The sequence below is a fragment of the Synechococcus sp. CBW1002 genome, from assembly GCF_015840915.1.
Taxonomy (GTDB): Bacteria; Cyanobacteriota; Cyanobacteriia; order PCC-6307; family Cyanobiaceae; genus CBW1002.
Genome location: NZ_CP060398.1, coordinates 2,560,735 through 2,574,021, shown reverse-complemented (window position 1 = coordinate 2,574,021; position 13,287 = coordinate 2,560,735). Strand labels below are relative to the sequence as shown.

The window sequence follows — 13,287 nt, the reverse complement described above, 5'->3', positions numbered from 1 at the left end:
TGTCCCACAGGTATTGACAACTGTTAAACTCGCATTCTCAACTAAAAGGCTTTTTACAGGAGATGCAGAATCAAAATCCAGCGATCCATTCCTCTGAATCGGTGGACCACATCTCCAGATGCTAGTAACACCTGAAACTGTTTTATTGTAGAAGGTTATGGCTTTAGCATCAGCGACTGCATCATCCGAATCACCAGTGAGCGGCGGAACATTCAAGCCAAATCTTGATTAGGTAGCAAGCTCCGTCAGAGCCCTTCCAGCGCGTAGACTGATACACATGTACCCGTCGGGATCGCTATGGCCATGAATCGGATCCAGTTCCAGCCGAGTCTTTCTCTGCCTCAGTTCATAGAGCTCTACGGCACAGAGGAGAAGTGTGAGGCCGCACTTGAGCAAGCGCGCTGGCCAGATGGCTTTCGTTGCCCACGTTGTCACACTCAGGAGCATGGGATCATCCATGGCCGGCGCCACAAGCGCTACCAGTGCCGGAACTGCCGCCATCAGGCCACCCTCACGGCCGGTACCATCATGGAGGCGACCAAGTTACCCCTGACGACCTGGTTCCTCGCTTTCTATTTGGTGGGACAGGCCAAGACCGGCATTTCCTCCCTCGCCCTGATGCGCCATCTCGGAGTGAACTACCGCACCGCGTGGCTGGTTCACAACAAGATCATGCAGGCGATGAGCGAGCGGGAGGAGGCCTATGTCCTGCGGGGAAAGGTGCAAGTGGATGATGCCTACCTTGGGGGAGAACGACGTGGTGGCAAGACAGGTCGAGGATCGGAAAACAAGGTCCCCATCGTTGCCGCCGTCTCCCTTGATGACACTGGCTGCCCGGTTCATGTGAAGCTTTCAACAGTCCCGACGTTCTCGTTTGCAGCTATCGCTGACTGGGCCCAGGATTCATTGGCGATAGGGTGTGAAGTGGTATCTGATGGACTGGCTTGCTTCCGAGCCGTGGCAGAAGTCGGTTGCTTCCATCACCCTGTGGTAGTGAACGGACGCCATCCCAATGAGCTGCCTGAATTCCACTGGATCAACACGATACTCAGCAACCTGAAAACCAGCTTCAGCGGCACGTTTCACGCCTTGCGATTCGATAAGTACGCCGACCGCTACCTGGGCGCCTTCACTTACCGCTTCAACCGGCGCTTCAATCTTTCGGCGATGACGGACCGGGTGGTTCATGCCGTCTGTATCTGCACCGCACGTCCCGAGCGTCACCTCAGGAATGCGGAGCTTGCTACCTAATCAAGAGCCAAATTGAAATGCAGTAGTGCCCGATTCGCCACAATTGTTTGGAATACTTCCGCTTCGTGTAATGCTTATAGCTTCGCCGGCTTCTGTTTGAAGAAGGAAATTTAATCGATTTGCGTCATCTCTCACTCTTTGAGCCAATTCCGATACAATGTTGCTTCTGATTTGACTTGTGATTAAGCTGGCTGCGCCGGCCATAAGGAATGCACCAGCCGCGATTGTTACCAATAATTCGACAAGCGTAAAACCAGGCAAACAAAAGCTTTTGCGGCCAACGATTGAAAATTCATTGCGACTCGCCAACCTATTCCAATTTAAACAAACGAGAGGCTTCATGATGCTAAAACTTTATGTAATCAGTGCAAGATGCAGAAGTTTGCGTGGCTGAGTCATTTCTGCCGATGCGTATTAGCCCCAATCCCGCACTCACTCTCACACAGCGCAGAGGAGCGGTTCCTGACTGGACAATCTTGAAAGTTATATCTGACGTTTCTGCAATGGAACCGCGTGGAGTGAATGTTATTGTCTGATTTGCTGTTGCCCAAGAAAAAGTACTGGATCCTGCTGCAACATCAGTCAGAATAAAATTTGGACTTGGCGAGCATTCTGCCGGAGAAACAGTGGCCACAGTGCTGCCAGACCCTTGATTTGCAGATGGCGAACTAATCGTAACTTGACATCCGCCAGAAGTAGTGATTGTGCTTGTTCGCGCAAGCGAAGCACCACGAATAGCCTCAAGCCAACCAACAAACTCTTGGACTACCGTGTTCACTTTCTCACGTCTTAACTCATTTCCAATGATTGAGATTGTAATTCCTGAAACAATGCCAATGATCACTACTGTGATCATGAGCTCGACCAGCGTAAATGCATTCAGATTGGAATCTTGATCAGCTTTCATTTCAAGGGCACCATGCAGCCACTGCTGGAGACACCTTAAACACCCGGCTGCTGCCACCCGCTGAGTAAGTCACACTAATGCGATGAGCGGCTGAATCATCAATTGCCGATGTGCGCACGACACCTGAGACAGCAGGAGTATTATCTATCTCAGTTTTCAGAGGTGTCACAAGACTACGTGCATTGGTATTCGCACAACTCTCTTCGAAAAAGGTTACATCTGAAGTATTGGTTGGATCTGGATAATAGTAATCTGAGCTGCCCGGAGATCCAGTGCACTTTGCGCTTGCCCCTGGGTTCGAAGTGCACGTACCACTACAGCAAGTAAATCGCTCTGCAATCTGCCTAATCTCTGAAATATTCTTATCAATCGCCGATCCTGCATTTGCCAAGGCTTCTGATTGAGTTAGAGATCGATTAGAAACCATAACCAGACTTCCTGCCATACCAGCCACTATCGCCAATAAGACTGCACCAACAAGGATTTCAATCAAAGTGAATCCATCCGATTCAACTGGTTGAACTTTTTGGTCATAAGCAAAAGCATCTGTTCGACGGCTTAGAGAGTGCAATGTTGCCATAGATGTATTCTGAATGTGATAATCTAATAGTTTGAAGAGTATCGAATACCTCGGGCTGAGGTGGTCTGGCTTTTCTGGACAGGCCCCATCGTTAACCTCTGAGGCGGGGTACCGCCCCTGAAAGGGGCTCCCACCGATGAGCAAGCGCCGCACCCACAGCCCCGAGTTCAAGGCCAGGGTCGCCATGGAGGCGATCAGTGGCCGCAAGACGATCCAGGAGATCGCCGCCGACCACGCCATCCACCCGATCCAGGTGAGCCAGTGGAAGCGGCAGCTCCTGGACGGTGCCAGCGAGCTCTTCACCCGAGGCAAGAAGACCAAGGACAAGGAGGAGGGGCAGGCCAAGGAGGCGGAGCTGTTCCAGCAGATCGGACGGCTGCAGATGGAGCTGGAGTGGCTCAAAAAAAAGTCTCAACTGCTCTGATGCCCGTGAACTGCGCAAGCTGGTCGATCACGACCACCCCGAGCTCAGCATCAGCAGGCAGTGTGCGCTGCTGGGGCTGCCTCGATCCACGCTGTACTACCGGCCGACACCGGTCCGTGTATCGACGCTGCGGATCATGGCCAGGATCGATGCTCTCTACCTGGAGGATCCCTGCAGCGGCAGCCGCCGGATGGTGGACTATCTGGCCCAAGATGGTATCCCGATCAGCCGAGATCGAGTGCGAAACCTCATGCGGCGCATGGGATTACGGGCGATCTACCAGAAGCCCCGGACGACGGTTCCAGGTGATCCGTCCGTGCGGTTCCCCTGCCTGGTGGACCTCACGCAGGTCACGTCGGTGGATCAGGTCTGGGCGACCGACATCACCTACATCCCTCTGCAGAAAGGGTTCCTCTATCTGGTGGCGATCATGGATCTCCATTCCAGGTGTCCCGTGTCAATCAGGTTGATGGCTTGTGCCAATCAGGTTGACCGGTGAGCCGGTTGAATTTTGCTGCGGCACCAGGCCTGAAATCCTGATGGGGCCTCGATCGTGCCCATGGCTGTCGTGGCGCGTCAATCAAGTTGTGGTTCTGGCCTCAATCTCATGGCGAGAGGGCCAGTTTTCGTGTCGCCGCCTTGGTTTTGCCGGGCTGGGCCGGTGTTGCCGTTGATCGTGGCGGCCATGACGTCCGCGTCAATTACGTTGGCGGGTTGCTGGAATCCTTGGAAACCCTTGCGGCAGCTGCCTTCTGCCGGTAGCTCTCGCCCTTGATCCCGATGATGTGGCAGTGGTGCACCAACCGGTCCACCGCGGCCACGGTCATCGATCCGCTCGGGAAGATGTCGTCCCACTCCCGGAACGGCTGGTTGCTGGTCACCAGCAGGGATTTCCGCTCGTAGCGGTGGCAGATCAGCTCAAACTGAGGTGGTCTGGCTTTTCTGGACAGGCCCCATCGTTAACCTCTGAGGCGGGGTACCGCCCCTGAAAGGGGCTCCCACCGATGAGCAAGCGCCGCACCCACAGCCCCGAGTTCAAGGCCAGGGTCGCCATGGAGGCGATCAGTGGCCGCAAGACGATCCAGGAGATCGCCGCCGACCACGCCATCCACCCGATCCAGGTGAGCCAGTGGAAGCGGCAGCTCCTGGACGGTGCCAGCGAGCTCTTCACCCGAGGCAAGAAGACCAAGGACAAGGAGGAGGGGCAGGCCAAGGAGGCGGAGCTGTTCCAGCAGATCGGACGGCTGCAGATGGAGCTGGAGTGGCTCAAAAAAAAGTCTCAACTGCTCTGATGCCCGTGAACTGCGCAAGCTGGTCGATCACGACCACCCCGAGCTCAGCATCAGCAGGCAGTGTGCGCTGCTGGGGCTGCCTCGATCCACGCTGTACTACCGGCCGACACCGGTCCGTGTATCGACGCTGCGGATCATGGCCAGGATCGATGCTCTCTACCTGGAGGATCCCTGCAGCGGCAGCCGCCGGATGGTGGACTATCTGGCCCAAGATGGTATCCCGATCAGCCGAGATCGAGTGCGAAACCTCATGCGGCGCATGGGATTACGGGCGATCTACCAGAAGCCCCGGACGACGGTTCCAGGTGATCCGTCCGTGCGGTTCCCCTGCCTGGTGGACCTCACGCAGGTCACGTCGGTGGATCAGGTCTGGGCGACCGACATCACCTACATCCCTCTGCAGAAAGGGTTCCTCTATCTGGTGGCGATCATGGATCTCCATTCCAGGCATGTGCTCAGCTGGAGGCTCTCCAACAGCCTTGACACGAAGTTCTGTCTGGAGGCCCTGGAGATGGCCTTGGGAGGCGGCCGTAGGCCAGAGATCTTCCACTCCGATCAAGGCTGTCAGTTCACGTCCGCTGACTTTGTGGCCAGACTCAAAGGGGAGCGGATCCAGATCAGCTGGTCCGGCAGAAAGCGGTGCTACGACAACATCCTTGTTGAACGGCTGTGGAGGACTGTCAAGTACGAGGAGGTCTACCTACGGGCATACAGCGATGGCTGGGACGCTGAAATCAGCCTGGCCCGCTTCCTGTGGCGGTATTGCCATGTAAGACCTCACAGTTCCCTTGGAGGCAAAACTCCCCACGCGGTCTACACTGAGGCCGAACCATGTTCCACCCGTCCTGGGTTAACGATGTCAGGGGCCGGAACTGTCCAATAAAAGGCACCCACCTCAAACAGCACCGAGGTCTCCAGTTCGCTGCGGCGCACGTAGGAGATGTCGTCGATCACCAGCAGGGCATAGCGATCGAGCTTCTGGAGCATCGCCGGCAGGTCGTAGGCCGCCTTGGCCTTCTGCAGCAGCTGCACCAGCGTGGTGGCCGGGAAGAAGCGGCAGGCCTGGTCCTGCGCCGCCATCGCCATCGTGATGGCAATGGCCAGGTGGGTCTTGCCCACACCGCTGGGACCAAACAGCAGCAGGTTCTCCGCCTGCAGGAGCCAGGTGGTCTGCCGCGTCAGGCCTTGGAGCTCCTGCCAGTGGTGGGGCTCGAGGTGCTGGTGGTCAAAGCCATCGAGACCTTTCTGCCACGGGAGATGGGCACCGCGCAGCAGGCGTTGCTGGCGGGCAATCTGCCGTTGTTCCAGTTCCTGCTCACAGAGGGCGTAGAGGAACTGGCCCGGGCTCCAGCCCTGGGCATCAGCCTGATCGGCCAGCGGCTGCCAGTGACTGCGGAAGCGCGCCAGTTTCAGCTGTTTGAGCAGGAGCGGCAGCGCCGCTTCCACCGCCGCAGAGCGCGGGCATGGGGACGAGGTGGTCATAGGTAGCCAGCAGGTGTTGGGGGATGGCGGGATCGGGGAGGCTCTGGCAACGGGGAGGAACGCGGAATCGCTGCTGCAGAGCCGACAGCGAAAGGGTCTGGCGGCGTTGGGCCTGCTCCAGGAAGGCGAGCACCAGCGCATAGGAGGCCACCCGCACCGCCACATACAGGGCCTCGACCATCAGCCGGGCAGCGGCGTCACGGTCACCGCCGACCAGGAGTTGCTGCCAGAAGTCCCACCAGCGGGAATCAGGGAAGAGGTAGCGCTGGTAGCGGCAATGGAGCAGGGCCCGGGGCTTGGCCCGCAGGGCATCGATCAGGTGCTCCAGATCGATGCACCAGGCCCGCTTGCCACCAGAGGCGCCATAGAGGCGGGGGAGCTGGCAGACCCAGTCGCTGCCCAGGAACACCACCAGCCGGTCGTGGTGCAGCCGCACCATGACCTGGCGGCCGATCAGGGTGGGCGGCACTGAGTAGATCACCTGCCGCACCTCGATCGTGCTGGTGCTGCGCACCCGCACTGTGAGCAGCTCGTAGTCGGCAAAGCGGAAGGCCGGCAGGGGCCCCAGGTGCTCCAGCTCCTGCTCGTAACGCTGCTGCCGGGGGGCGTTGAGGGCACAGAACACCTCAGCGAGCAGCTGGGCGTATTCGGCGGGCTCCTCGAAATCGCAGCTGCCCCGCAGGATCAGCTTCTGCTCCAGCCGACGTTTCACATGGCCATGGGGAGCCTCGATGATGCCGTTCTCGTGAGCCACGCCGCGGTTATTGCGGCTGGCACTGAGGCCGTAGTGGGCGCAGAGCGCCTGGTGGCGGGGGGTGATGTCGAGGGCGTAGCTGCCATCCCGATTGCGGCTGGCGGCCGACAGTCGATCGGTGCGCAGCTCCTTGGGCACCCCACCGCAGGCGGCCAGGGCGTTCTGCAGCCCTTCTGAAAGGGCGACAAAGCTCTCGCCACCATGGATGAGTTGCCCATAAGCCCAGCCGCTCCAGGCCAGGCGGTAGTGGAACAGCAGGTGGGGAAATGGTTCGCCGCGCAGGGTGATCGCCACCCGTTTCAGCCGGGTGAAATCGCAGAAGCCGATCTCTCCAGGCTGGTAGGCCAGCGGGAACATCACCTCCGGCGCTGGACCGTGCAAGGCCTTCCACTGCTGCACCCGCCGCTGCAGGGTGCGTTTGAGCGAACTCCAGTCTTGATCTGGCTTCTGCTCCTGCAGGTGCTCCAGCAGGGTGGTGGGCGTCAGGGCTGGATGGCGCTCCAGAAGCGGCAGCAACAGGGGCTCCCAGACCTCAGCCAATGGATCGGGCCGCCGCCGGCCACGGGGCTTGGCGGCTTTGGGTTGGAGGCGGCCAGCATCAATGCGGTGGGCACTGCTCACCGAAATGCCCGCCGCTGCGGCAGCCACCTCCTGGCGGCTGCCGGCTCGTCGTTTGGACATGTACAGCGCAATCTGTTGAGCGGTGAGGGGAGCAGGCATGAGCCGGTGCCCTGCGCATGGCAACCGGATTCAGCAGAGCCCCTCAGGAGCGGTCAACCTGTTTGGCGCGCCCCTCAACCAGATTGTCGCCGGATACGGGTGGAACATGGTTCGGCCTCAGTGTAGACCGCGTGGGGAGTTTTGCCTCCAAGGGAACTGTGAGGTCTTACATGGCAATACCGCCACAGGAAGCGGGCCAGGCTGATTTCAGCGTCCCAGCCATCGCTGTATGCCCGTAGGTAGACCTCCTCGTACTTGACAGTCCTCCACAGCCGTTCAACAAGGATGTTGTCGTAGCACCGCTTTCTGCCGGACCAGCTGATCTGGATCCGCTCCCCTTTGAGTCTGGCCACAAAGTCAGCGGACGTGAACTGACAGCCTTGATCGGAGTGGAAGATCTCTGGCCTACGGCCGCCTCCCAAGGCCATCTCCAGGGCCTCCAGACAGAACTTCGTGTCAAGGCTGTTGGAGAGCCTCCAGCTGAGCACATGCCTGGAATGGAGATCCATGATCGCCACCAGATAGAGGAACCCTTTCTGCAGAGGGATGTAGGTGATGTCGGTCGCCCAGACCTGATCCACCGACGTGACCTGCGTGAGGTCCACCAGGCAGGGGAACCGCACGGACGGATCACCTGGAACCGTCGTCCGGGGCTTCTGGTAGATCGCCCGTAATCCCATGCGCCGCATGAGGTTTCGCACTCGATCTCGGCTGATCGGGATACCATCTTGGGCCAGATAGTCCACCATCCGGCGGCTGCCGCTGCAGGGATCCTCCAGGTAGAGAGCATCGATCCTGGCCATGATCCGCAGCGTCGATACACGGACCGGTGTCGGCCGGTAGTACAGCGTGGATCGAGGCAGCCCCAGCAGCGCACACTGCCTGCTGATGCTGAGCTCGGGGTGGTCGTGATCGACCAGCTTGCGCAGTTCACGGGCATCAGAGCAGTTGAGACTTTTTTTTGAGCCACTCCAGCTCCATCTGCAGCCGTCCGATCTGCTGGAACAGCTCCGCCTCCTTGGCCTGCCCCTCCTCCTTGTCCTTGGTCTTCTTGCCTCGGGTGAAGAGCTCGCTGGCACCGTCCAGGAGCTGCCGCTTCCACTGGCTCACCTGGATCGGGTGGATGGCGTGGTCGGCGGCGATCTCCTGGATCGTCTTGCGGCCACTGATCGCCTCCATGGCGACCCTGGCCTTGAACTCGGGGCTGTGGGTGCGGCGCTTGCTCATCGGTGGGAGCCCCTTTCAGGGGCGGTACCCCGCCTCAGAGGTTAACGATGGGGCCTGTCCAGAAAAGCCAGACCACCTCAATCGGGGTTGCCACCGTCAGCATTACCGGTGGGGGCACCGGTTTCATCGACATAGACCACCGACTGCTGACGGGCAAACGCAAGGGCCTCCTGCATGGGCTGCTCCAGTGCTGCACTCAAGCGCTGGCGGATAGTGGCCATCGCTCCCCGGCTGATCTGTACCCCCAGCAGCTGATCCAGCAGCGCCTGGGTCTTGCTGAAACTCAACGGGAAGGCACTACCCAGCAGACCCACCAGAGCACTGAGCCGGGGACCGTAATGGCTTACTTCCACCTCCGCCGGTAACGAGGCACAGGTGCTGGTGGTACAGCAGGGGCAGACCAGGCGGTGCAGCCGGTGCTCGATCACCAGAGGCGTGATCGGTGGAATCTCGATCACCTGGTGCCTCAAGGGCTCGGGATCCTGACCCTGTAGCAACGTGCCGCAGCGGCGGCAGGCCTGGGGGTGGTGCTCGACCACCTCATCCACCCGCTCGATCGGCAGCAGCTCCGGCCCAGATCCGGGATGGCCCGGCTGGCCGCCGCGCTTGCGGCCACTGCCCTTGCGTCGTTCGGGCGGCTTAAACCCCTGGCCATCACTGGAGGGAGGCTTGGAAGAATTGCGGGAGCTGCGGCCGATCCGCTCGCGCAGATGGGCCAGTTCGGTCGCCAGGGCGGTGAGCTGGATGCGGAGCTGCTCGATCTCCTGTTGCTGCCTCTGGCACTGACTGACCAGCTCAAGAAATCCAGCCTTCACTCCCACCGGGGTGGCGGCCCAATCGGCTTCTGAAATCCCGGCCGGTGGGGTGGTCATGGCAAGGAGTCTCTTACTGAGATGCAACCAGGAATCAAGCCACCGTCAAGGGTTCAGCAAGCCCGATGTTCGTTGCGAGCTGTCCCGACTCCTGAACGGGTACTCTTGGTAAGAGGCTGAGAAAGCCGAAGAGAACTCTGGATCAAACCGGTTCTCTGCCTTGCCTTTATCAATGGGTTGATGGCGAACTTCATGTAACCACTGCCTGCTTTTTCTATGCATTTTTACATCTAGCCTGAGCCAGGGACTTGCGTCTCCCTAAATCAGACGATAAGACCACTCCTATGCCTATTTTAGCGCGAGACGGATAACACTGTAAGATTTATTCATCTCTTCTGCTCATATACCGACAAAAACGTCCCCTTCAGCTCAATCGGCTTGTCATATTTGCAGCCGACAAAATACGCTGATCCCACATGATCCATCCACATCACGGTAGCGTTGCTCACCAGAGGATCACCCGGACTGGGATTGCGGATGAGCACCTGGCCATGATCCCCGGGCACAGGGGATCCCTCCTTGTCAGGAATGGCGATGCAGCAGCCTGAAAGGCTGACATCCCATAGGCGAGCTTTGTACTGCTGGCCATCGATCTCTAAAATCGCAGCAATCTGAACCGAGAACGCCGGCACACTGAAGCGGGGCTCCTTGCGTGGGGAAAAACCTTTCTTTTCGCTCCTGTTGGCCACGCCCGATCCTCTTGATTCAGCGCTCCTCCACATTGGCATTTCGCTGGTATCCCCCATCACGCTAGCGGGTTACCTCAGAGATGGAAGAGGGTCATCTGCTGATCCGGTCCAAGCGCCCGGCCCCTGGCAGGTCCAGGGTCCGCCTGCCACGAGTCGCCCTGCTCCACGGGCTCCAGAAGGGGTTCGAGGGCCCGCAGGGCAGCTCCATTCGCCGGCTGCAGCCAGGCGTCTTCCAGTCCGTCCGGCAGGATCACCGGCATGCGGGGGTGGAACGGAGCCACCAAGGCATTGGCGCGGGTGGTGAGCACGCAGCAACTCTCCACCTCACTGCCATCCGGGCCGATCCAGCGGTCCCACAGACCCGCCAGCCAGAAGGGCTGCCGGTCGCGGCGGCTCACCCACACACAGCGTGATCCGCGACCTTCGCGATAGGCAGTCGCCGGCAGCAGGCAGCGGCGATGGCGCCAGGCGCCTCGGAAACTCGCCTTCTCGGCCACGGTTTCACTGCGGGCATTGATCGGCCGGGGGGTACCCAGCGGTTGTTTCTGCCATTCCGGCAGCAGGCCCCACAGGGCCAGCCCCACCTGCAGCTGGCCATGCTCCTGCCGCTGAATCAGCACCGGCTCCCCTGCCACAATCTCCTGCCGCGGTGCGTAGTGGGCCGCCAGGCCTTGCGGCAGCGGACCCTGCAGACGCAGCAGCAGCTGGTCGATGGGGCTGGTGAGAGAATAACGACCACACATCGGTCAACTGTGGCAGTCAGCGTCGCCGGCAGCCGCTGGATCTCCCATTCTGGTGCGATTCTCCAAGCGGTAGCAGGTATCTCCTGAGTCATGGATTACCGCCAGGACCGACTGTACCCAGCTTTTGTGCACCGGGAACTGGCCGTCTCCTGGCTGGCAATCGCCAGCCTGCTTGGCGGTCGCCATCGCTGGGATCTGCGGCAGGGGCGTTTCACCGTTCTTGAGTTCGGCTGCGGCCACGGTCTGAACCTGATCTTCAACGCCGCCGCCCATCCCGATGCCCAGTTCTTCGGCATCGATTTCCATCCCAGCCATGTGGCGCGGGCCACCACACAGGCCAGGGAGCTGGGTCTGAGCAATGTGCAGTTCGCCGTGGCGGATCTGCGGGATTTCACCGAAGGACCGCCGGATCGCGGCCCCTGTCGCCTCTGGCCCGAGGCCTACGACCTGGTGCTGGCCCATGGCATTGCCAGCTGGGTGGACGCGGACACCCGCCAGGCCTTGCTGGAGGCGGCAAGCCACAACCTGCAGCCGGGTGGACTCTTCTACTGCTCCTACAACACCTATCCAGGTTGGTTGTCACGCAGCCCTCTGCAGATGCTGGCTCTGGAGCTGGGTCTGCTGAGTGGTCACAACACCAGCGAGGCCTCACTGCAGCAGGCCACGGCCTGGCTTCAAGAGCTGCTCGGGGATGGGGACACCCACACATCGCCCCTCGGCAGGTTCCATCCGGAATTACGCACTGCTCTGCAGGCGTTGAGCAAGGCACCGAGTGACTATCTGATGGGGGAATATCACGCCACCCATCAGCCGCTCTATGTGGGCCCCATGCACCGAGCCTGTGTTCAGACCGGTCTGACCCATGTGGGCTCGGCCTCTCTGCCGGAACTCTTTCCGCAGATGCTCGATGCCACCAGGGCCGCCTGGCTGGACCAAGCGCCGAATGCGGCGATGCGGGAGATTGCCTTCGACCTGGCCATCAATCAGTCATTTCGGCGCGATCTCTTTGCCCGTGGAGTCGTTCCTCCCAGTTCCGTTGAAACCCAGGCGGAATTGGCGTCTCTCCCCCTGATCCTGCGGCAGGATTCCCTCAAGACGCAGCAGGAGTTCCCGATCAGCATGGGAACCATGGCCATCGATGCCGCCATGCTCCAGTCTGTTCATCAGATCCTGGATGCTGGGCCCTGCTGTCTTGGTGAGCTGGCCCAAGCGTTGGGGAAGGTCCCCCGCGAACTGTTGCCCCAGCTAGCGCTGCTGCTCGACAAGAATCTGGTGGGATGCGATCCCTTCGCCGCCCTGGCGGCGGGGTCCCAACCGGGCCTCACGGCAGCCGGGTCGGCCGAGATCGCTGCATTCAATCACAAGGTGATGGAGCTCGCTTCGCTGGGGAAGGGAGCCGCAGGGCTGCTGGCCCCCAAGCTACGGCTGCCCATCCCTCTGGCCGATGCTCAGATCATGCTGGCCCAGGTGGAGGCGCTCGGGCTCGATGCTGCCGATCGGGTTCAGATGGTGTGGATGGGCATCCAGATGGCCGGGCTCACCCTGCACGATCCGCAGGGCCAGCCCATCCGAGATGAGCAAGCCGCCTTGGCTCAGTTGGAACAACTCTGGAACGCGTTCCAGGGCGCCGGCATGGAGGATCTCAGGCGGCTGGGGCTGGTCTGATCCACTCACCGCAGCCGGCCGTCTTCCATCGACACGGTGCGATCGGCCACGTCGAGGATGCGGCTGTCGTGGGTCACCAGCAGGATCGTGCAGCCCTGTTCGCGGGCCAGCCGCTGCATCAACGTCACCACCTCGCGGCCGGAGCGGCTGTCGAGGGCGGCCGTGGGTTCATCGGCCAGCAGCAGCGGCGGCTCGCCCACCAGTGCCCGGGCCACCGCCACCCGTTGCTTCTGGCCGCCCGAGAGCTGGTCGGGTTTCATCTCCAGGTGATCGCCCAGCCCCACGCTCTCCAGAATCCGACGGGCGCGGCGGTCCATCTCGGCGGTGCTCAGGGTGCCGCGCATCTCCAGCGCCATGCGCACGTTCTGGGTGGCGGTCAGGCTGCGGTGCAAGTTATGGGCCTGGAAGATGTAGCCGTGTTCGCGCCGCGCCAGGGTGAGGGCCCGGTCCGATCCGCCCATCAGCTCGCGGCCCAGCACCCGCAACGAGCCGCTCTGGGCCGCCCGCAGCCCGCCGATCAGGGTGAGCAGCGTCGTTTTGCCCGAACCGGAGGGTCCGGTGAGCAGCACGATCTCGCCCTTCTCCACCTCCAGCGCCACATCGAACAGCACCTGGCGCCGCACCGCTCCGCGGCCGAAGCTGTGGTTGAGCCCATGAATCGAGATCGCGCTGGCCATGGCG

The 13,287-nt window shown here is 60.7% G+C and carries 17 protein-coding genes and 1 pseudogene; 6 read left to right on the top strand and 12 right to left on the bottom strand.

Annotated elements, in window-relative coordinates; genetic code table 11:
- The first annotated feature begins 297 nt into the window (after positions 1-297).
- Complete coding sequence (locus H8F24_RS12730; protein ID WP_197158697.1) at positions 298-1,251, top strand: IS1595 family transposase; 954 nt, start codon at positions 298-300, stop codon at positions 1,249-1,251.
- Here the strand turns inward: H8F24_RS12730 and H8F24_RS12725 are convergent, their stop codons facing one another.
- From H8F24_RS12725 to H8F24_RS12715, 3 genes are read right to left on the bottom strand one after another with little or no spacing between them, the layout of a single operon-like run.
- Positions 1,252-1,593, bottom strand: a complete 342-nt coding sequence (locus H8F24_RS12725) for a type II secretion system protein J (RefSeq protein WP_197169869.1) — start codon at positions 1,591-1,593, stop codon at positions 1,252-1,254.
- Between the two features lie 4 nt (positions 1,594-1,597).
- Complete coding sequence (locus tag H8F24_RS12720; protein WP_197154252.1) at positions 1,598-2,158, bottom strand: GspH/FimT family pseudopilin; 561 nt, start codon at positions 2,156-2,158, stop codon at positions 1,598-1,600.
- 1 nt (position 2,159) lies between these two features.
- The gene (locus tag H8F24_RS12715; protein ID WP_197169868.1) at positions 2,160-2,738 is read right to left on the bottom strand and encodes a PilW family protein; all 579 of its coding nucleotides are present in this window, start codon (positions 2,736-2,738) and stop codon (positions 2,160-2,162) included.
- Between the two features lie 136 nt (positions 2,739-2,874).
- Between H8F24_RS12715 and H8F24_RS19525 the strand changes: the two genes are divergently transcribed.
- Positions 2,875-3,162 (top strand): transposase, encoded by a 288-nt coding sequence (locus H8F24_RS19525; RefSeq protein ID WP_231597691.1) that lies wholly within the window; start codon positions 2,875-2,877, stop codon positions 3,160-3,162.
- Between the two features lie 136 nt (positions 3,163-3,298).
- A complete protein-coding gene (locus tag H8F24_RS19520) occupies positions 3,299-3,661 on the top strand; it encodes an IS3 family transposase (RefSeq protein ID WP_231597809.1) in 363 nt (120 codons plus the stop codon).
- A 202-nt stretch (positions 3,662-3,863) separates the two neighbouring features.
- Here the strand turns inward: H8F24_RS19520 and H8F24_RS12705 are convergent.
- Positions 3,864-4,085 (bottom strand): annotated as a pseudogene (locus tag H8F24_RS12705) (ATP-binding protein); the annotation flags it as partial.
- 81 nt (positions 4,086-4,166) lie between these two features.
- Between H8F24_RS12705 and H8F24_RS19515 the strand changes: the two are divergent.
- Together H8F24_RS19515 and H8F24_RS12700 are read left to right on the top strand one after the other, a co-directional pair.
- On the top strand, positions 4,167-4,454 hold the full coding sequence (locus H8F24_RS19515) for a transposase (RefSeq protein ID WP_231597691.1): 288 nt from the start codon (positions 4,167-4,169) through the stop codon (positions 4,452-4,454).
- Positions 4,455-4,464: 10 nt separating this feature from the next.
- Positions 4,465-5,337: an IS3 family transposase gene (locus H8F24_RS12700; RefSeq protein ID WP_231598222.1), complete on the top strand. Its 873-nt coding sequence runs from the start codon at positions 4,465-4,467 to the stop codon at positions 5,335-5,337.
- On the opposite strand, the gene H8F24_RS12695 is transcribed toward H8F24_RS12700, so the two are convergent.
- From H8F24_RS12695 to H8F24_RS12670, 7 genes are all read right to left on the bottom strand, one after another.
- A complete protein-coding gene (locus H8F24_RS12695) occupies positions 5,268-5,900 on the bottom strand; it encodes an ATP-binding protein (RefSeq protein ID WP_231598288.1) in 633 nt (210 codons plus the stop codon). The genes H8F24_RS12700 and H8F24_RS12695 overlap by 70 nt on opposite strands.
- A complete protein-coding gene (gene istA / locus H8F24_RS12690; RefSeq protein WP_197169867.1) occupies positions 5,815-7,410 on the bottom strand; it encodes an IS21 family transposase in 1,596 nt (531 codons plus the stop codon). Before istA ends, H8F24_RS12695 begins: the two co-directional genes overlap by 86 nt.
- Positions 7,411-7,484: 74 nt before the next feature.
- On the bottom strand, positions 7,485-8,300 hold the full coding sequence (locus H8F24_RS12685; RefSeq protein ID WP_231598287.1) for an IS3 family transposase: 816 nt from the start codon (positions 8,298-8,300) through the stop codon (positions 7,485-7,487).
- A gap of 49 nt (positions 8,301-8,349) precedes the next feature.
- On the bottom strand, positions 8,350-8,637 hold the full coding sequence (locus tag H8F24_RS19510) for a transposase (protein ID WP_231597691.1): 288 nt from the start codon (positions 8,635-8,637) through the stop codon (positions 8,350-8,352).
- Positions 8,638-8,714: 77 nt separating this feature from the next.
- Positions 8,715-9,509 (bottom strand): DUF6444 domain-containing protein, encoded by a 795-nt coding sequence (locus H8F24_RS12680; protein ID WP_197169866.1) that lies wholly within the window; start codon positions 9,507-9,509, stop codon positions 8,715-8,717.
- Between the two features lie 326 nt (positions 9,510-9,835).
- Positions 9,836-10,198, bottom strand: a complete 363-nt coding sequence (locus H8F24_RS12675) for a PilZ domain-containing protein (protein WP_197154216.1) — start codon at positions 10,196-10,198, stop codon at positions 9,836-9,838.
- A gap of 74 nt (positions 10,199-10,272) precedes the next feature.
- Positions 10,273-10,941 carry an SOS response-associated peptidase gene (locus tag H8F24_RS12670; protein ID WP_197169865.1) on the bottom strand — a complete coding sequence of 223 codons (669 nt, stop codon included), beginning with the start codon at positions 10,939-10,941 and terminating at the stop codon, positions 10,273-10,275.
- Between the two features lie 90 nt (positions 10,942-11,031).
- Between H8F24_RS12670 and H8F24_RS12665 the strand changes: the two genes are divergently transcribed.
- Positions 11,032-12,606, top strand: a complete 1,575-nt coding sequence (locus H8F24_RS12665) for a class I SAM-dependent methyltransferase (protein WP_197169864.1) — start codon at positions 11,032-11,034, stop codon at positions 12,604-12,606.
- A 5-nt stretch (positions 12,607-12,611) separates the two neighbouring features.
- Here H8F24_RS12665 and H8F24_RS12660 read toward each other — a convergent pair whose 3' ends face one another.
- Positions 12,612-13,283, bottom strand: coding sequence for an ATP-binding cassette domain-containing protein (locus H8F24_RS12660; RefSeq protein ID WP_197169863.1), 672 nt, complete (start codon positions 13,281-13,283; stop codon positions 12,612-12,614).
- Positions 13,284-13,287: the final 4 nt, after the last annotated feature.